The 16,316-nt window shown below is 71.3% G+C and carries 19 protein-coding genes; 15 read left to right on the top strand and 4 right to left on the bottom strand.

Annotated features, from left to right (window positions below):
* Positions 1 to 520 precede the first annotated feature (520 nt).
* Genes ACIQWG_RS14750 through ACIQWG_RS14725 form a run of 6 tightly spaced genes read left to right on the top strand, consistent with a single transcriptional unit; the run spans position 521 to position 4,249 of the window.
* Entirely contained in the window at positions 521 to 703 is a 183-nt protein-coding gene (locus ACIQWG_RS14750; protein ID WP_404094873.1) for a hypothetical protein, read from the top strand.
* On the top strand, positions 700 to 1,152 hold the full coding sequence (locus ACIQWG_RS14745) for a monovalent cation/H+ antiporter complex subunit F (protein ID WP_404094871.1): 453 nt from the start codon (positions 700 to 702) through the stop codon (positions 1,150 to 1,152). The genes ACIQWG_RS14750 and ACIQWG_RS14745 overlap by 4 nt, the downstream gene beginning before the upstream one ends.
* Positions 1,145 to 1,396: a Na(+)/H(+) antiporter subunit B gene (locus tag ACIQWG_RS14740; protein WP_404094868.1), complete on the top strand. Its 252-nt coding sequence runs from the start codon at positions 1,145 to 1,147 to the stop codon at positions 1,394 to 1,396. Before ACIQWG_RS14745 ends, ACIQWG_RS14740 begins: the two co-directional genes overlap by 8 nt.
* Positions 1,393 to 2,133, top strand: coding sequence for an MnhB domain-containing protein (locus ACIQWG_RS14735; RefSeq protein WP_404094866.1), 741 nt, complete (start codon positions 1,393 to 1,395; stop codon positions 2,131 to 2,133). Before ACIQWG_RS14740 ends, ACIQWG_RS14735 begins: the two co-directional genes overlap by 4 nt.
* Positions 2,134 to 2,141: 8 nt before the next feature.
* Positions 2,142 to 2,489, top strand: coding sequence for a sodium:proton antiporter (locus ACIQWG_RS14730; protein WP_404095862.1), 348 nt, complete (start codon positions 2,142 to 2,144; stop codon positions 2,487 to 2,489).
* On the top strand, positions 2,489 to 4,249 hold the full coding sequence (locus ACIQWG_RS14725) for a complex I subunit 5 family protein (RefSeq protein ID WP_404094863.1): 1,761 nt from the start codon (positions 2,489 to 2,491) through the stop codon (positions 4,247 to 4,249). The genes ACIQWG_RS14730 and ACIQWG_RS14725 overlap by 1 nt, the downstream gene beginning before the upstream one ends.
* A gap of 4 nt (positions 4,250 to 4,253) precedes the next feature.
* On the opposite strand, the gene ACIQWG_RS14720 is transcribed toward ACIQWG_RS14725, so the two are convergent.
* A complete protein-coding gene (locus ACIQWG_RS14720; RefSeq protein ID WP_404094861.1) occupies positions 4,254 to 4,916 on the bottom strand; it encodes a DUF4230 domain-containing protein in 663 nt (220 codons plus the stop codon).
* A gap of 182 nt (positions 4,917 to 5,098) precedes the next feature.
* On the opposite strand from ACIQWG_RS14720, the gene ACIQWG_RS14715 reads away from it, so the two are divergent.
* Positions 5,099 to 6,052: a ribose-phosphate diphosphokinase gene (locus ACIQWG_RS14715; protein WP_404094858.1), complete on the top strand. Its 954-nt coding sequence runs from the start codon at positions 5,099 to 5,101 to the stop codon at positions 6,050 to 6,052.
* A gap of 69 nt (positions 6,053 to 6,121) precedes the next feature.
* Here the strand turns inward: ACIQWG_RS14715 and ACIQWG_RS14710 are convergent, their stop codons facing one another.
* Both ACIQWG_RS14710 and ACIQWG_RS14705 read right to left on the bottom strand, forming a co-directional pair.
* Entirely contained in the window at positions 6,122 to 6,502 is a 381-nt protein-coding gene (locus ACIQWG_RS14710) for an anti-sigma factor antagonist (RefSeq protein WP_404094855.1), read from the bottom strand.
* Positions 6,503 to 6,655: 153 nt separating this feature from the next.
* Positions 6,656 to 7,093 (bottom strand): MarR family winged helix-turn-helix transcriptional regulator, encoded by a 438-nt coding sequence (locus ACIQWG_RS14705; RefSeq protein ID WP_404094853.1) that lies wholly within the window; start codon positions 7,091 to 7,093, stop codon positions 6,656 to 6,658.
* Between the two features lie 103 nt (positions 7,094 to 7,196).
* Between ACIQWG_RS14705 and ACIQWG_RS14700 the strand changes: the two genes are divergently transcribed.
* Together ACIQWG_RS14700 and ACIQWG_RS14695 are read left to right on the top strand one after the other, a co-directional pair.
* Positions 7,197 to 8,648: an aldehyde dehydrogenase family protein gene (locus tag ACIQWG_RS14700; protein WP_404094850.1), complete on the top strand. Its 1,452-nt coding sequence runs from the start codon at positions 7,197 to 7,199 to the stop codon at positions 8,646 to 8,648.
* Positions 8,649 to 8,673: 25 nt separating this feature from the next.
* Entirely contained in the window at positions 8,674 to 9,780 is a 1,107-nt protein-coding gene (locus tag ACIQWG_RS14695) for an NAD(P)-dependent alcohol dehydrogenase (RefSeq protein WP_404094848.1), read from the top strand.
* Here ACIQWG_RS14695 and ACIQWG_RS14690 read toward each other — a convergent pair whose 3' ends face one another.
* Positions 9,781 to 10,731 (bottom strand): NADP-dependent oxidoreductase, encoded by a 951-nt coding sequence (locus ACIQWG_RS14690; RefSeq protein WP_404094845.1) that lies wholly within the window; start codon positions 10,729 to 10,731, stop codon positions 9,781 to 9,783.
* Between the two features lie 71 nt (positions 10,732 to 10,802).
* Here ACIQWG_RS14690 and ACIQWG_RS14685 point away from each other — a divergent pair, with 71 nt between their 5' ends.
* The 6 genes from ACIQWG_RS14685 (at position 10,803) to ACIQWG_RS14660 (ending at position 16,299) form a co-directional block, all read left to right on the top strand.
* Positions 10,803 to 11,807, top strand: coding sequence for a GlxA family transcriptional regulator (locus tag ACIQWG_RS14685; protein ID WP_404094842.1), 1,005 nt, complete (start codon positions 10,803 to 10,805; stop codon positions 11,805 to 11,807).
* Between the two features lie 140 nt (positions 11,808 to 11,947).
* Positions 11,948 to 13,687, top strand: coding sequence for an ATP-binding protein (locus ACIQWG_RS14680; protein ID WP_404095860.1), 1,740 nt, complete (start codon positions 11,948 to 11,950; stop codon positions 13,685 to 13,687).
* 3 nt (positions 13,688 to 13,690) lie between these two features.
* Positions 13,691 to 14,101, top strand: a complete 411-nt coding sequence (locus ACIQWG_RS14675; RefSeq protein ID WP_031485587.1) for a roadblock/LC7 domain-containing protein — start codon at positions 13,691 to 13,693, stop codon at positions 14,099 to 14,101.
* A complete protein-coding gene (locus ACIQWG_RS14670; RefSeq protein WP_404094839.1) occupies positions 14,098 to 14,469 on the top strand; it encodes a DUF742 domain-containing protein in 372 nt (123 codons plus the stop codon). Before ACIQWG_RS14675 ends, ACIQWG_RS14670 begins: the two co-directional genes overlap by 4 nt.
* The gene (locus ACIQWG_RS14665; RefSeq protein WP_404094837.1) at positions 14,450 to 15,055 is read left to right on the top strand and encodes a GTP-binding protein; all 606 of its coding nucleotides are present in this window, start codon (positions 14,450 to 14,452) and stop codon (positions 15,053 to 15,055) included. Before ACIQWG_RS14670 ends, ACIQWG_RS14665 begins: the two co-directional genes overlap by 20 nt.
* Positions 15,052 to 16,299: a cytochrome P450 gene (locus tag ACIQWG_RS14660; protein ID WP_404094835.1), complete on the top strand. Its 1,248-nt coding sequence runs from the start codon at positions 15,052 to 15,054 to the stop codon at positions 16,297 to 16,299. Before ACIQWG_RS14665 ends, ACIQWG_RS14660 begins: the two co-directional genes overlap by 4 nt.
* Positions 16,300 to 16,316: the final 17 nt, after the last annotated feature.

Raw genomic sequence — 16,316 nt, 5'->3', positions numbered from 1 at the left:
GCAGGGGACTTCGCCCGGGTCCCGGGGCGGGCCGGGACCGCGCGACGGGCTTGGACTTGGCGGCGCCTCCCGACTTGGCAGCGCCGGCCGACTTGGCGGCGCCTCCGAACCAGGCGAAGCGCCCCGACTTGGCGGAGCGTGCGGACTTGGTGGAGCCCTTCGTCTTCGCGCCACCACCGGCCGACTTCGCACCCCCCGCGGATTTCGCGCCGCCCCTGGACTTCGCGGCGCCTGAGGTCTTGGGTGCGCCGAGGTGCAGCGCGACACGCGAACGTGAGCTCCCACCGGCCATCTTGTCCTCCAGTCTTCAACGGCCCTTCGTGATAGCGCGCTTACCCCCGTACCGCGATGCGTACCGCGGCATCCGGCCTTCGGGTGACGACCTCGCCCGGTTTCCCTTCCTGCTGTCGGGGCACTCCGGCTCAGACCCGCGCGTGCCGACGGCCGCGTGCGCGCGGGGCGGTGCTTGGATGGCGCGGAACCAAGGAAAACGGACAAACGGGGCTCGGGGAGGTGGCGTGTGGACCGGCGTACGACGCTGCTCGCCGCAGCCGAGTTCCTGGCCTGGTGGGCCGCGCTCGCCCTGTTGTGGCTGGTTCTGATCAGCACCGTGGACACGCTGGAGCTCGCCGTCGGCGCGGGCGTCGCCGGTCTGTCCGCACTCGCGGCGGTCGCCGCCCGCCGGGCGGTGACGGGACGATGAACGGCTGGCTCCTCGCGGCGGCCGTCGTGCTCGGCGGGGGAGTGGGCGCCACCCTCTGGGGCGTCGCCACCGGCCCGCTGCGGCGCCGGGTCGTGGCCCAGAACCTCTCCACCGCCCTGGCCTGCCCGGGACTGCTGCTGCTGGCCCAGGGCTACGACCGCCCCGCCTACGTCGATCTCGCCCTGGTGCTCGCTCTGCTCGGCCCGGTCGGCACCCTCGTCTTCGCGCGGCTGCTGGCCGACGAACTCGCCGGCGACCGCCCGCGTGCCTGGGGCCTGACCTGGGCGGCCGCGGGGCTCGGCGCGGTGGTCGTCCTCGTGCTGTGCGCGGTGACCGGGCCGAGCCGGGCGACGGTGAAGCTCCTCGTCACCGGCGCCCTGCTGATCGGCGGGAACGTCGTCGCCTCCCGCGCACTGTCCGGCGGCCTCACGGGGGTGCGCGGTGGCTGACGCGGTGATCGTCGTCGCGCTGCTGCTGGTCGCGGCCGGCGCGACCGTGGCCGTACTGGTCCGCGACCCCGTGCGCCAGGCCCTGGTGCTGGCCGTCCTCGGGGTCCTGCTCGCCGTCCTGTTCACCGCGTTGCAGGCACCCGACGTCGCCCTGTCGCAACTGGCGGTCGGCGGCGCCCTCACCCCGCTGCTGCTGCTCCTCGCCGTCCGCAAGGTCAAGCGGCGCAAAGGGCGTGACCGGTGAACCCGCGCACCCGGCTCCGGCTGGTCGCCGTCGGCATCGCCGGACTCGCCGCCCTCCTCGTCGCCGCCTGTCTGAAACTGCCGCACTTCGGCGGCGACCGTCACCCGTACGGCGACCGTGCCGTACGGGCGGCCCTGGACCGGCACACCGCGAACACCGTCGCCTCCGTCAACTTCGACCAACGAGCCTTCGACACCCTCGGCGAGATGACCATCCTGTTCGCGGCCGTCGTCGGCTGTGTCGTCCTGCTGCGCCAGACCCGCGACGAGCACCGCGCCCGCCCCGAACCCGCCGACGTGGCACCGGACGTACGCCGGTACGCCCTGCTCGTCCTGCCGATCGCGCTGACGGTCGGCTTGTACCTCATCGCGCACGGACAGCTCAGCCCCGGCGGCGGCTTCCAGGGCGGCGTCGTCGCCGCGACCTCCCTGCACCTGCTCTACCTCGGCGCCGACTACCGCGCCCTGGAACGGATCCGCCCGGTCGGCCTGTTCGAGGTCGGCGACGCCCTGTCCGCCTCGGCCTACCTGGTCACCGGCCTCGCGGGCCTCATCGGCTCCACCGCGTTCCTCGCCAACACCCTGCTGCCGTACGGCACGTTCAACACGCTGTCCTCCGGCGGCACCGTGCCCCTGCTGAACGCGGCCATCGGCATGGAGGTCGCCTGCGCGGTCGTCGTGCTGCTCGCCCGTTTCCTGGACCAGGCCGTCGAGATCGAGGAGGAGACCGGCAAGTGAGCGCCGTGATGGACGTCGTGCCGTACCTCGTCGCCGCGTGGGTCTTCCTCGTCGGCTGCTACGGCCTCGCCACCAGCCGCAATCTGATCCACGCCGTCGGCTGCCTGTCCGTGTGCCAGTGCGGCACCTATGTCCTGCTGCTGGCCGTGGGGTATCGCGACGACGCCACCGCGCCCGTGTTCTCCGACGTCGAGCCCGGCTCGCGCCCCGTCGTCGACCCGGTCGTCCAGGCCCTGGCCCTGACCGACGTCGTCGTGGGCGCCACCGTCACCGCCCTCCTCCTGGCCCTCGTCATCCAGGTCGCCAAACGGCACGGCACCGTCGACCCCGACGAACTCTCCGAGCTGCGCGGCTGATGAACGACCTGCTGCCGCTGCTCGTCGCCGTGCCGCTCCTCGGGGCCGCTCTGCTGGTCACCGGCGGTCGCGTGCTGCCCCGCGTGCTCGCCGAATCGCTGGGTTGCGCCGTCTCCGCGGGCACCGCCGGGCTCGCGATCGTGCTGCTGCTGAACTGCTCACCGCCGATGGCCGAATGGGCCGGCGGCTGGACACCCGTCGACGGGCGCGGCGTCGGGATCGTCCTGATCGGCGACGGCCCGGGCCTCGGCATGGCGGCCCTGGCCTCCCTGCTCACCCTCGCGGCCCAGGCGTACTCCTGGCGGTACTTCGACGAGCCCACGCGCCGGCACGCCGGATCCTTCCCCGCGCTGATGCTGCTCCTCCAGGCCGGCATGTGCGGGTTCTCGCTCGCGGGCGACCTGTTCAACGCGTTCGTGTGGTTCGAGCTGATGAGCGTCGTCGCCTACGCGCTGACCGGCACCCGGGTCGAGGAGGCCAAGGCCGTCCAGGGCGCGCTGACCTTCGCGGTCGTCACCTCGCTCGGCGCCTACGCCATGCTGATGGGCATCGCTCTGCTGTACGCCCGCACCGGCGAACTCGGCATGCGGCAGATCGGCCGGGGCCTCGACGCGCACGGGCCGCCGGACGCCCTCGTCCTCGCCGCGTTCGTGCTCGTGATGACCGGTCTGCTGGTCAAGTCGGCCGCGGTCCCGTTCCACTTCTGGCTCCCGGACGCCCACGCCGTCGCCCCCACCCCGGTGTGCATGATGCTGTCCGGCGTCATGGTCGAGCTCGGCGTGTACGGCGTCTGGCGGGTGTACGGCACCGTCTTCGCCGGCCCCGGCGGCATCCCCGCGGCCGACCTGGAGCGGGCGCTCGTCGTGCTGGGCGCGGTGACGGCGGTGATCGGGGCGGTGATGTGCTGGTACCAGCGGCACATCAAGCGGCTGCTTGCCTACTCGACGGTCGCCCACACCGGGCTGTTCCTGATCGGCGTCGGCGTGCTCAAGCCCGAGGCCGACGACGGGGTCGCGCTGTATGTGATCGGGCACGCCGGAGTGAAGGCCGCGCTGTTCGCCTGCACGGGCATCCTCCTCGACCGGTACGGCAACGTCGACGAGTACGCCCTGCACGGCAGGGCCCGGGAACTGCGCGGTGTCGCCGTGCTGTTCGCCGTCGGCGGGCTCGCGCTCGCCGGGCTCCCGCCCTTCGGCACCGGGTTCGGCAAGGCCGTCACGGAGAAGGCCGCGGGCGGCCCGCTCACCGTGCTGTACGTCCTCGCGAGCGCGATCACCGCCGGGGCGGTGCTGCGGGTCGCGGCCCGGGTGTTCCTCGGGCTCGGCCCGCAGCCGCAGGACGACACCGAGTACCGGACGACCGGCGAGGGGGAGCGGCCCGAGACCCGGCACCGGCTCAGCCGGATCCCCGACACCATGACCGCCGTCCCCGCCGTGCTGCTCGCGGGATCGCTGGCGGTGGGCGTGGCCCCCGGCTTCGGCGAGGTCGTCTCGCAGGCCGTCAACGAGGCCGGGTCCGGCGGTGCCGTGGTGCCCGCACCGCACTGGAGCCCGGCCGGTGTGCTGCTGGACCTCGTCTCGACCGCGCTGGCTCTGGGGCTGGCCGCGGTGGCGGTGACCCGGCCGGGGCTGCTCGCCGCCCCGGACCGGGCACTGCCGCTCAGGCGCCTTCAGTCCGGGCACGTCGGGGACTACGTGGCCTGGCTGCTGGTCGGCGCGACCGTGCTCGGGACACTGACCCTCCCGGGACTGCTGTCCTGAGAGGTCAGGCCTCGTAGGTCACCTTCACCTCCTTGAAGCCGAGGGAGTGGAGGAGCCCTTCGAGCATGTTGGTGGTGTTGGTCTCCGCGCGTGCGGTCAGCTCGCTCTCCTTCGCGGCGTCACCGATGTGCCGCACCGCCAGCTTCTGCACGGCCTGTTCGCTGTTCGGGTTGTCCGAGAAGAGGTCGCCGAGCCGGTCGAGGAGACCGCGCTCCTTGGAGACGGCGTAGGAACGGTCGGGGTCGAGGGCCGGTTCGCCGAGGGCGGCGTGCGGCAGGCGGAGCGTGGCGGACGTACGGTCGCCGTTGACCGTGACGTCGTCCTCGCCCACCTTGCCGAGGTCGACATAGGCGTCCACGGTGCCCGCGCCGACGTACAGGGTGCGGGTGCCGCGGATCGCGTCGGGCAGGAACTTGGCGTCCTTCTCCAGATCCACGACGATCTGGAAGTTGCCGGAGGCGGCGTCGTAGCGGCTCATGTCCTGGATGGACTGGAGCAGCGCGGGACCCGACCGGTCGTTGGTCTCGGTGCCGAACAGGTCCTTGAGGCCGGGGATCACGCTCAGCCGGATCCCGGCGAAGAAGACGACGAGCACGAGCACGAGAGCGCTCACCGCCTTCGCCCAGCCGGGCATGCGCTTGTTGATGCGCCTGATGGGAGTCGTCATGTCGACGTCCCTCCTTCCCTGCTGTTCGGATACCCCCAAAAACCTTGTCGGACCGGATCGTTGCTCGCCCGTGTCGTGGTGAGGCCATCGCCACACCCGTCGGCCGGATCGGAGCCGCAACGTTTCTGCTGAGGTCAGTAGCATGAGTCCGCCACCCGGAATGATCATGCGAGGAGCGGATCGTGCGAGAGATCGCCGTGTTCAGCGGTAGTGCCCACCCCGAACTGGCGGCGGAGGTCTGCTCTCATCTGGGGGTCCCGCTCAGTCCGGCCCGGGTCAGCCGGTTCGCCAACGACTGCCTGGAGGTCCAGCTCCAGGCCAACTGCCGGGAGCGGGACGTCTTCCTGATCCAGCCCCTGGTCCGCCCGGTCCAGGAGCACCTGGTCGAGCTGCTGCTGATGTGCGACGCCGCCCGCGGGGCGTCCGCCCGCCGGATCACCGTGGTCATGCCGCACTACTCCTACGCCCGCTCCGACAAGAAGGACGCGCCCCGTATCTCCCTCGGCGGCCGGCTCGTCGCCGACCTGATGGTCGCGGCGGGCGCGAGCCGGGTCCTCGCCATGACCCTGCACGCCCCTCAGGTGCACGGCTTCTTCACGGTGCCGGTCGACCACCTGCACGCGCTGCGCGAACTCGCCGCGCACTTCCGGCAGTACGACCTGACCCGCACCACCGTCGTCTCGCCGGACCTCGGCAACGCCAAGGAGGCCGCCGCGTTCGCTCGGCTGATCGGGGCCCAGGTGGCGGCGGGCGCCAAGCAGCGGTTCGCCGACGACCGGGTCAGCATCAGCTCGGTCATCGGCGATGTGACCGGCCGGGACGTCATCATCCTGGACGACGAGATCGCCAAGGGCAGCACCGTGCTCGAACTGCTCGACCGGCTGCGGGAGTTGGGGCCGCGCTCGATCCGCGTCGCCTGTACGCACGGCCTGTTCGCGTCCGGCGCGCTGAAGCGGATCGGCGAGCAGCCGGACGTGCTGGAGATCGTGTGCACCAACACCGTGCCGATACCGGCCGAGGAGCGCACCGAGAAGCTGCGCGTGCTGTCCATCGCCCCGGCGCTCGCCGAGGCGGTGCGCCGTATTCACAACGGGGAGTCCGTCAGCGCCCTGTTCGACGCGCCGGGAACCGAATAGACAGGGGACGGCGGAGCGACGCTCGGCGCGGCCAGGTCGTCATCGAGCCCGGGTGGGTCGAGGGCGCCCTCATAACGTGCCGGACGTGGCCTCGGGCTGGCCCAGGGCCGCGTCCGGCGTCGGATGCGGGGGCAGCAGCCGGGACAGGCCGGTGATCCTGAGGACCCGCAGGGTCAGCGGGTGGGTGCAGACCAGGTGCAGCTGTCCGCCGTGGTCGTGCACCCGGCTGCGGGCCCGGTACAGCAGGCGCAGCCCGGAGCAGTCGAAGAACTCGACGTTCCTGAGGTCGATCACGATCCGCGCCTCGGGGTGCGTCGTCACCCGGTCCAGATACGGGGCTATCTCCACCGCCGCCGCGATGTCGATCTCGCCGAGGAACTCCAGCACCGTGTGGTCCCGGTGCCGGTGGACGCGCAGATGCCGGCTGAACGGCGCAGGATCCTGGTGCACGACGACATCGCCTCCAACCTGTTCACTTGCGGCGGGCTGCTCAAATCCCGTCCCCGCACTGCAAGTTACCCTCGATCGAGCGAATCTGAGCATGTTCGATTGACATATGTCTTTGAATTGCGACAGATGATTCGCCCGATGTTCGGGGCGTGGCTACGACAGCGCGTGCCAGGCCTTGGACAACGCCTGGCGGAACTGCTCGGTCTGGCGGTCCGTGAGCTCGCGCACCATCCGCTCCTCCAGCTCCCGCACGGGCCCCTCGTGCCGGGCGAGCAGCTCGCGGGCCGCGTCGGTCAGCAGGATCAGCAGCTCCCGGCGGTTGTGCGGATTGCGCTCCCGACGCACCAGTCCGCGGTTCTCCAGGCTCCGTACGAGGTCGGCGATCGACTGCGCCGTGACGAACGAGTCGCGGGCCAGCTGTGCGGCCGAGAGTCCGTCGTGCCGCTGGAGCACGGTGAGCGCGGTGTACTGAAGAGCCGTGATCCCGGACGCCTTGACCAGCTCGTCCAGGTGGGAGCGGACGACCAGCTCCACCTGCTTGACCATGTACAGCAGCGACGGGGGTGCCTTGGTTGCCTGGGTGTCCAGCATGTGTTCAGCCTAGAGCATTGACAGGAATCCTGTCTGTAATGAGACTGCGGACACGCAGGAATCCTGTTTGTTGAAATCTTGGCTATGAGGCTGAGGAGTGGCGATGACCACCTTCGAGATCGAACCCGGCCGGCTGTTCATCGGGGGCCGGTGGCGCGAGGCCGCCGACGGAGCCCGCACCGAGGTGGTCGACCCGTCCCGCGGCACGGCCGTCACCACCGTCGCGGACGCCGGCGCGGCCGACGTGGACGCGGCGGTGCGGGCCGCGCGGGAGGCCTTCGACGACGGCGCCTGGTCCGGGCTGAGCGGTCGCGAGCGCGGCCGGGTGCTGCACCGGGTCGCCGAGCTGGTCCGGGAGAACGCCGACCGGATCGCCGAACTGGAGAGCCGCGACGTCGGCAAGCCGATCACCCTCGCCCACGCCGTGGACGTGACCAACGCGGCCAACGACTACGAGCACTTCGCCGCCCTCGCCCACACCCTGGACGGCTCCGTCCGCGACACCCCCATGAACGCCCTCGCCTACGTCCGCCGCCGGCCGATCGGCGTGGTCGCGGCGATCACGCCGTACAACTTCCCGCTGATCCTGGCCGGTTCGAAGATCGCCCCGGCGCTCGCGGCCGGCAACACGGTGGTGCACAAGCCGGCCGAGGAGACCCCGCTGAGCGCCCTGTACATGGCGGAGCTGTTCAAGCGGGCCGGCGTCCCCGACGGCGTGGTCAACGTCGTCACCGGCGGCCCCTCGGCCGGCGAGGCCCTGCTGCGGCACTCCGGGGTGGACAAGGTCGCCTTCACCGGCTCGACATCGGTCGGCCGCAAGGTCGCCGCGCTCGCCGGTGAGTCGCTCAAGCCGGTCACCATGGAACTCGGCGGCAACGCGGCGCACGTCGTCTTCGAGGACGCCGACCTGAAGAAGGCCGTCGGCGCGATCATCAAGGGATTCGTCTTCAACACCGGGCAGTTCTGCATGGGCGGCCCCCGGCTGCTGGTGGCCCGTCAGGTCTACGCCACCCTGCTCGGCATCCTCGCCGAAGCGGTGCCCGGCGTGCCGCTCGGCGACCCCCGCGAGCCCGGGACCGTGATCGGCCCGATGGCGGGGGAGCGGCATCTGCGCAAGGTAGAGGAGTACGTCGAGTTGGCCCTCAAGGAGGGCGGGCGCATCGTCTGCGGCGGTGAGCGGCTCGACCTGGACGGCGGCTACTACTACCGGCCCACCGTGATCGCCGACCTGCCGAACGACTCCCGGGTGGTCCAGGAGGAGATCTTCGGCCCGGTCCTCACCGTCCAGCCCTTCGACTCCGAGGACGAGGCCGTCGCGCTCGCCAACTCCACGCCGTACGGCCTCGCCTCGGGCGTGCAGACCGGGAACCTGGCCCGCGCCCACCGCGTCGCCGACCGGCTGGACGCCGGCATCGTCTGGGTCAACGACTGGGCGATGCTCGACCCCGCCGTCCCCTTCGGCGGCGTGAAGGACTCCGGCTTCGGCCGCGAGTACGGCCCCGAGGCACTCGACGCCTACACCACCACCAAGTCCGTCGTCGTCTCGCTCGACTGAGCCCCCCCGTCAAGGAGTTCGTACGATGTCCATCCCCACCCGTGCCGCCGTCGTCGAGTCCGGCGGAGCACCCTTCACCCTCTGCGACGTCGAGCTCGACGAGCCCGGACCGCACGAGGCCGTCGTCCGGATGGTGGCGACCGGCCTGTGCCACACCGACCTCGGCGTGGCGAGCGGCGGACTGCCCTTCCCGCTCCCCGGCGTCCTCGGCCACGAGGGCGCGGGCGTCGTCGAGTCGGTCGGCACCGCCGTGACCGGCGTCGCGCCGGGCGACCATGTCGTGCTGTCCTTCACCTCGTGCGGGGAGTGCCGCAACTGCCGGGGCGGCCACCCCGCGTACTGCGCGACCTGGCTGCCGCTGAACCTCATCGGCGGACGCCGCGCCGACGGCAGCGGCACGATCAGCCGGGACGGCACGGAACTGGGCGGCCACTTCTTCGGACAGTCCTCGTTCGCGGAGCGGGCACTGGTGGACGAGCGCGGCCTGGTGAAGGTCGACCCCGACGTCCCGCTCGCCTCGATCGCCCCGCTGGGCTGCGGGGTGCAGACCGGGGTCGGCGCCGTCTGGAACGTGCTGAAGCCGGACACCGGCAGCACCGTCGTCGTCCTGGGCGCCGGAGCGGTCGGTCTGTCCGCGGTCATGGCAGCCGCTCTGACCCCGGCGACCGCCATCGTGGCCGTCGACCGGGTCGCCGAACGCCTCTCACTGGCCCGGGAGTTGGGCGCCACCCACACCGTCGACGCGGCCGGGACCGACCTCGGTGCGGCGCTCGCCGAGATCACCGGTGGCCGGGGCGCCGACGGCGTGGTCGAGACCACGGGCAACGTCGGCGTCCTGCGCCAGGGCGTCGACGCGCTCGCCGCCCGCGGCACCCTGGTCGTCGTCGGAGCCCCGCCGTTCGGCACCGAAGTCGCCCTGGACGTCAACGGGTTGCTCGGCGGCAAGCGGGTCGTCGGTCTCACCCTCGGTGACGCGGAGACCCAGACCTTCATCCCCGCCCTGGTGCGGCTGGTGAAGGAGGGACGGCTCCCGCTGCACCGCCTGATCAGCACCTATCCGTTCCCGGACATCGACCAGGCGGTGCGGGACATGGGCGCGGGCAAGGCGATCAAGCCCGTGCTCACGTTCTGACTACTCGACCGTCAGGACCAGCTTCCCCGTGGTCCGGCCGGTGTCGCCCAGCGCGTGCGCCTCGGCGGCCTCGGCCAGCGGGAAGGTGCCGGCGATCGCGGGGCGGAGCTTCCCCGCCTCGACAAGCTCCGCGATCGCCTTCATACCGCTGTGCGAGGCGTCCACCAGCATGCGCAATGCCCGTACGCCCAGCCGCTCGGCCTCCGTGTGGAACTCGTCCGGACCCACCGGCAGGATCGAGACCACGATGCCGCCGGGGCGCAGCACCCGCAGCGAGCGGATGGCGTTGTCACCGCCGAGCGTGTCCAGGACGACATCGACGTCCTTCACCGCTTCGACGAAGTCCGTCTCCCGGTAGTCGATCGCCTCGTCGACACCGATCTCCCGCAGGAAGTCGTGCTTGCCGGCGCTGGCCGTGCCGATCACGTAGGCGCCCCGCGCCTTGGCGATCTGCGCGGCCACATGGCCGACCCCGCCGGCCGCCGCGTGGATCAGCACCCGCTGGCCCGGCCGCAGGTCCGCGTACTCGACCAGTGCCTGCCACGCGGTCAGCGAGACCAGCGGCAGCGCGCCCGCCTGGATGTGGTCGATCGAGGCCGGCTTGTGTGCGAAGGTGCGGGCCGGCGCGGTGACGTACTCGGCGTGCGAGCCGTGGCCGAACGGGTAGGACAGCATCCCGAAGACCTCGTCGCCGGGCCGGAAGCGGGCGACGCCGATCCCGACCGCCTCGACCACGCCGGAGACGTCCCAGCCCAGGACGAAGGGCGGCTCGCCCAGGAATCCGCCGGTCGCGCGGTGCTTCCAGTCGGTGGGGTTGACGCCGGCGGCGCGCACGCGCACCAGCACCTCGTTCGGGCGCGGCTCCGGGCGCTCCAGTTCCACTTCCTTAAGGACCTCCGGACCGCCGAGGACGTCCTGGCCGATGGCTCGCATGGTGTTCACAGTGCTCATGGTGAAACAGCCTGCCGGAGACCGCCGCGCAGAAAAATGGCACGATTGCCAACCTTCGATAGGATCGTGCCATGCACAGGAACAGGCATGTGGAACGAGTCGTGGTGCTGGCGCTGGACGGCGTCTACCCCTTCGAGCTGGGCATCCCCAGCCGCATCTTCGGCGCGGCCGACGGCCGATACGAGGTCCTGACGTGCAGCGTCGACGGCCGTCCGGTGCACAGCAACGCGGACTTCACGATCGGCGTCCAGCACGGTCCGGAGATCCTCGCCACGGCCGACACCGTGGTGGTCGCGTCCGTGGCCGACGCGTACATCCCCACGGAGCTGTCCGCCGAGGTCGGCGCGGCGCTGGCCCGGATCCGCCCGGACGCTCGCATCGTGTCGATCTGCACCGCCGCCTTCGTGCTCGCCGAGGCCGGCCTCCTGGACGGACGCAGGGCCACCACACACTGGCGGGTGACCGACCTGTTCCGGCGCCGCTACCCGGCGGTCGACCTGGACCCGGACGTCCTCTTCGTCGACGACGGCCCGATCCTCACCTCGGCCGGCGCCGCCTCCGGCGTGGACGTGTGCCTGCACATCGTGCGCACCGACCACGGCAGCGAACTGGCCAACACCGTCGCCCGGCGCTGCGTCGTGCCGCCCTTCCGGGACGGCGGCCAGGCCCAGTACATCGAGCAGCCGGTTCCGCGCAGCGGCGCCGCCAGCACCGCCGCCACCCGCGCCTGGGCACTGGAACACCTCGGTGATCCGCTCACCCTGACCGACCTCGCCGGCCATGCCCGGATGAGCCTGCGCACCTTCGCGCGCCGCTTCAACGACGAGGTCGGCCTCAGCCCCGGCCGCTGGCTGATCCAGCAGCGCGTCGCCCGCGCCCGGCACCTGCTGGAGTCCAGCGATCTGCCGGTGGACCGGATCGCCGGCCAGGTCGGCTTCGCCACCTCCGCGTCCCTGCGCCAGCACCTGCACGCGGCGATCGGTGTGTCGCCGCAGGCGTACCGGCGCACGTTCCGGATGACCGTTCCCATGGCGGACAGTGACGGAATCCTCACTTCCGTCAAGCCGCACGGTTGATCCTTTTGCGTTCAAACCCGATAAGCTCCCGTGCAGCGCTGCGAGTTGACTCGGTCGTGATCGGTCATCCCGCAGTGCGTACTCATGAGTGCGAGCGCCCAGCACACCCCCCTGTTCGATCGTCGCCTCGAAGGATGCAGATGGAACTCGCCACACCGCCACCGGCGGCGCGGCCCCCTGTCGCCTGGTACAGCTGGTGGCTCATGCCGCTGGCTTTAGGAGGTGGGACCGTTGCCGCCACTTTCATGAGCTCGGAGCGAATAACCGTCGCCGTAGCCGGTGTCGCGGCCACCACCGCCAGCTCCGTGTGTGTACGCCTCCTGCTCCGCACCCGGGCGCAGCTTCGCCGGTCCGAGGGCGAGTTCCGCACCTCGCAGGCCGAGCACTCGCAGCAGTGGCAGCAGCATGTGGCGGGCCTGGAGCGGAAGTTCAGCGCCGACCGCGCCGCCCTGGAGGGCCGCCTCGCCGAGCAGTCCGGCGCCTATGAGGGCCAACTGGCCGAGCAGGCCCGCTCGTACGAGGAGAGACTGGCCGAGGAGAGCGGCTCCTACGAGGAGCGGATCGCCGCGCAGGCCAAGTCCTACGAGGCCCAGCTCGCCGACCAGGCAGAGATCTGGCAGGAGCAGCTGACCCACCAGCTCGCCGCCGTCACCCGCCTCGCCGACGAGCAGCTGCCCGACGCGCTGCGCCGGCTGCGCGAGGGCGACTCCATCGACGACGTCCTGCCGTCCGTCAACCAGTGTGCCAAGGTCAGTGCCGAACTCCAGGCCAACCTGCGCAAGGTCCTGCGCACCTCGCTGATCGGCGTCGAGACGGAGTTCAACCGCTCCACCTCCGCCGAGCAGGCCGTGGTCGGCATCGGCAACCGTATCCACGTCCTGACCAGCAAGCTGCGCGGCCGGCTGCACGACCTCCAGGGTGAGCACGGCAGGCTGCCCGCCGTCGCCCGCGGCCTGATGGAGCTCGACCAGGCGATCGGCCCCGCCGACTGTCTCGCCGCCAGCATCAGCGTCCTCGGCGGCTCGGACCGGCCCGGCCGGCAGTGGCAGGAACCGCAGCGCCTGCTCAGCGTGGTGCGCGGCGGCATCGGCCGGATCAAGGACTTCCACCGGATCGACGTACGCCATCTGCCCGAACTCGGCGTCGACGGCGGCCTGGTGGACCACCTCACGCTGATCTTCGCCCACCTGCTGGACAACGCCGCCCGCTACTCGCCGCCCACCGAGCCGGTCGTCGTCTCCGGCAAGGAGGTCCCGAACGGCGTCGGCATCGAGATCCAGGACTCCGGAAAGGGCCTGAGCGAGGAGAAGAAGCGCGAGGCCGAGTACGCCCTCACGGGCACCGCGCCCGGCGCGGGCCTCGGCGGCATCTCGGAGGACGCCAACATCGGTCTGCGTGTCGTCGGCATCCTCGCCCGTCGGTACGGCATCCGCGTCACCTTCGCGGACTCGCCGTGGCTCGGCACCTCGGTGGTGGTCGTGGTTCCGCACAAGTACTTCAGCCCGCTGCCCGCGGCCGCCTCCGCCACCTCGGCACCGGCCGCTGCCGCGGCCGCCCCGACGGTGCAGGCCGGTGGCTCCGCCCCGGCCCGCGAGCCGGTCGCCGTCGAGCCGGCCCCGGCCGACCTCGCCGACGACGTGGACACTACGCCCGGCGGCCTGCCCCGGCGCCGCAGCAAGCGGCACGAGGCGGCACGTCACGAGCCGGCCGAGCGCGCCGAGCGGAGCAAGGAGACGACGTCCGTCGTCGCCGTTCCGCCCGACGCGTCCTTCGCCGGCCTCGCCGCCTTCGCCTCCGCGGGCCGTGAGGCCGGAGGGGAAGGCGCGACGGCCGACGGCCGCGAGTCCACCGAGCAGCACCGCAATGAAGAGAGCGACTAGTCCATGACGCAGCAGGGAACCGACGTGAGCTGGGCGCTCCGTGACCTGGTGGAGAGTATCCAGGAGATCAACTTCGCCCTCGTGGCCTCCAGCGACGGCAAGGCCATCACCTCCTACGGCGCCGAAGACCCCGACGACGTGGACCGTTTCGCGGCCGTGGTCGCCGGACTCCAGGCGCTGGCCCAGCCGGTGGCCGAGCAGTTCCCCAAGTACGCGGGGCAGCTGCGGCTGGCGATGATCGAGGTCGACGGCGGCCATCTCTTCGTCGTACGGGCCGGGGTGGAGACCTATCTCGGCGTCCTCGCCCGGGAGGGCCTCGACCAGGGCCTGCTCGGCCATCAGATGAGGGACCTGGCGCGCAGGATGGGTGAGTTGCTCGGCACCACTCCGCGCCTGGAGGAGCACTCTGGATGAGTGCTCCCCGCCGGTCCACGAACCCGTCCGGTCTCGAGCGCTACTACGTCCTCACCAAGGGACGCAGCGGACCGGGCGGTTCGGCGTCGAGTCTCGACGTGGCGACCCTCATCGTCTCCCGCACGACCCCCGTACCGGGGATGCAGCACGAGTACGAGGAGATCCTCCGGCGCTGCCGCGATCCGCTGTCGGTGGCCGAACTCGGCGCCCACCTCGGATTGCCCTTCAACATTCTCGCGGTGCTGCTGACGGATCTGCTGGAGGCAGGCCGTGTCGAAGCCCGTGACCCCATCCCGGCGCACTCCGCCGGCCGCGGGCCGGACCTCGCGCTCCTTGAGGAGGTACTCAGTGGACTTCAAAGGCTTTGACCAGCCCGGCGGATCCGGTGCCGGGGGCACCCGGTCGGTGAAGGTGATGATCGCCGGCGGATTCGGCACCGGGAAGACCACCATGGTCCGCTCGGTCAGCGACATCAAGCCGCTCACCACCGAGGAGACCCTCACCCAGGCCAGTGTCGACGACGACCACCTCATCGGTGTCGCCGACAAGACGGAGACCACCGTCAGCCTGGACTTCGGCAAGATCAGCCTCAACGAGAGCCTGATGCTGTACCTGTTCGGCACGCCCGGCCAGGAGCGCTTCTGGTTCCTGTGGAACGGCCTGTTCAAGGGCGCGCTCGGCGCGATCGTCCTGGTGGACACCCGGCGGCTCGCCTCCAGCTTCCGGGCGATCGAGGAGATGGAGCGGCAGGACGTGCCGTTCGTCGTCGCGCTGAACGTCTTCCCCGACTCCAAGGAGTACCCGGTCGAGGAGATCAGGGACGCCCTCGACATCTCCCCGCACACCCCGATCGTGGCCTGCGACGCCCGCGACCGGGCCTCCAGCCGTGACGTCCTCGTCGCCCTGATACGCCACTTGCAGGAACGCTCCGCCGTCGCACTGGAGTCACGATGAACGCGCAGCCCTTAAACGATCCCGAGGCCCCCGGCGGCTGCCCCGTCGCACATGGCGAGGGCATCACCCGGCTGTACGGGCCCGGTGTGGCGACCGATCCGCACGGTGTCTATACGCAGTTGCGCAAGGAGTACGGTGCCGTGGCGCCGGTCCTGCTGGACGGCGACGTGCCCGCCTGGCTCGTGCTCGGCTACCGGGAGAACCGCAGGGTGCTGGACAACCCCCTTCAGTTCGCCCGGGATTCACGGGGCTGGCGGGACTGGAACGAGGGCCGGATCGACAACACCTCGCCCTTGATCCAGGTGCTGGGCTGGCGCCCGGACGCCGTCTCCCAGGACGGCGAGCCGCACCGAAGACTGCGGGCCGCGGTGACCGACAACCTCCAGGCGATGACGGGCCGCGGCATCCGCCGTCATGTGACGCACTACGCCAACAAGTTGATCGACGCGTTCGTCGACGACGGCCGCGCCGACCTGGTGGCCGACTTCGCCGAGTACCTGTCGATGCTGGTGCTGTGCCGGGTCTTCGGGTTGGCCGAGAAGGAGAGCCGGAACCTCGCGGAGTCCTGCAAGCTGGTCCTCAACGGCGGCGCGGAGGCGCTCGAACACAACGAGCGTGTCATGACCATTCTCGGTGACCTCGCCGCTCGCAAGCGCGAGGAGCCGGCCTCGGACTTCACCAGCGGGCTCATCGAACACGACGCGGGCCTCGACGAGGACGAGATCGTCAGCCATCTGCGTCTGGTGCTCATCACGGCCCACAACATGACCAGCAACCTGCTGGCGCGGGTGCTTCAGCTCGTCCTCACCGACGAAACGCGGCTGTCCGGACTGGTCAGCGGCCAGCTGAACGTGTCCGCGGTCGTGGAGGAGGTGATGTGGAACACCCCGCCGCTCGTGGTGCTGCCGGGTCGTTTCGCGACCGCCGACCTCGAACTCGGAGGCTGCCAGATCAAGGAGGGCGACCTTCTGGTGCTGGGTCTGGGGGCCGGCAACGCCGACCCGGAGATCCGGCCGGACGCCGAGGTCTCCGTCCATGGCAACCAGTCCCACCTGGCGTTCAGCGCCGGACCGCACGAGTGCCCGGGGCAGAACACCGGCCACGCCATCATCGAGGTCGCCGTGGACGTCCTGCTGCACCGGTTGCCGGGCCTGCGGCTGGCGGTACCGCCGGAGGAGCTGACCTCGACCGCCTCCACCTGGGAGTCGCGGCTCGACAGCCTGCCGGTCGAGTTCCCCGTCTGACGCCTCACCGCTGCCCG

Source organism: Streptomyces sp. NPDC098781 (assembly GCF_044759995.1).
GTDB lineage: Bacteria > Actinomycetota > Actinomycetes > Streptomycetales > Streptomycetaceae > Streptomyces.
Note: the sequence above shows the minus strand (reverse complement) of the source record. Positions and strands in the feature narration are given on the sequence as shown.

Excerpts from the sequence above, each read along its gene's own strand:
- ACIQWG_RS14745 (WP_404094871.1), top strand. The coding sequence starts at position 700 with ATGAACGGCTGGCTCCTCGCGGCGGCCGTCGTGCTCGGCGGGGGAGTG.
- ACIQWG_RS14730 (WP_404095862.1), top strand. The coding sequence starts at position 2,142 with ATGGACGTCGTGCCGTACCTCGTCGCCGCGTGGGTCTTCCTCGTCGGC.
- ACIQWG_RS14725 (WP_404094863.1), top strand. The coding sequence starts at position 2,489 with ATGAACGACCTGCTGCCGCTGCTCGTCGCCGTGCCGCTCCTCGGGGCC.
- ACIQWG_RS14720 (WP_404094861.1), bottom strand. The coding sequence starts at position 4,916 with ATGACGACTCCCATCAGGCGCATCAACAAGCGCATGCCCGGCTGGGCG.
- ACIQWG_RS14705 (WP_404094853.1), bottom strand. The coding sequence starts at position 7,093 with ATGCTGGACACCCAGGCAACCAAGGCACCCCCGTCGCTGCTGTACATG.
- ACIQWG_RS14700 (WP_404094850.1), top strand. The coding sequence starts at position 7,197 with ATGACCACCTTCGAGATCGAACCCGGCCGGCTGTTCATCGGGGGCCGG.
- ACIQWG_RS14695 (WP_404094848.1), top strand. The coding sequence starts at position 8,674 with ATGTCCATCCCCACCCGTGCCGCCGTCGTCGAGTCCGGCGGAGCACCC.
- ACIQWG_RS14690 (WP_404094845.1), bottom strand. The coding sequence starts at position 10,731 with ATGAGCACTGTGAACACCATGCGAGCCATCGGCCAGGACGTCCTCGGC.
- ACIQWG_RS14685 (WP_404094842.1), top strand. The coding sequence starts at position 10,803 with ATGCACAGGAACAGGCATGTGGAACGAGTCGTGGTGCTGGCGCTGGAC.
- ACIQWG_RS14680 (WP_404095860.1), top strand. The coding sequence starts at position 11,948 with ATGGAACTCGCCACACCGCCACCGGCGGCGCGGCCCCCTGTCGCCTGG.
- ACIQWG_RS14675 (WP_031485587.1), top strand. The coding sequence starts at position 13,691 with ATGACGCAGCAGGGAACCGACGTGAGCTGGGCGCTCCGTGACCTGGTG.
- ACIQWG_RS14670 (WP_404094839.1), top strand. The coding sequence starts at position 14,098 with ATGAGTGCTCCCCGCCGGTCCACGAACCCGTCCGGTCTCGAGCGCTAC.
- ACIQWG_RS14660 (WP_404094835.1), top strand. The coding sequence starts at position 15,052 with ATGAACGCGCAGCCCTTAAACGATCCCGAGGCCCCCGGCGGCTGCCCC.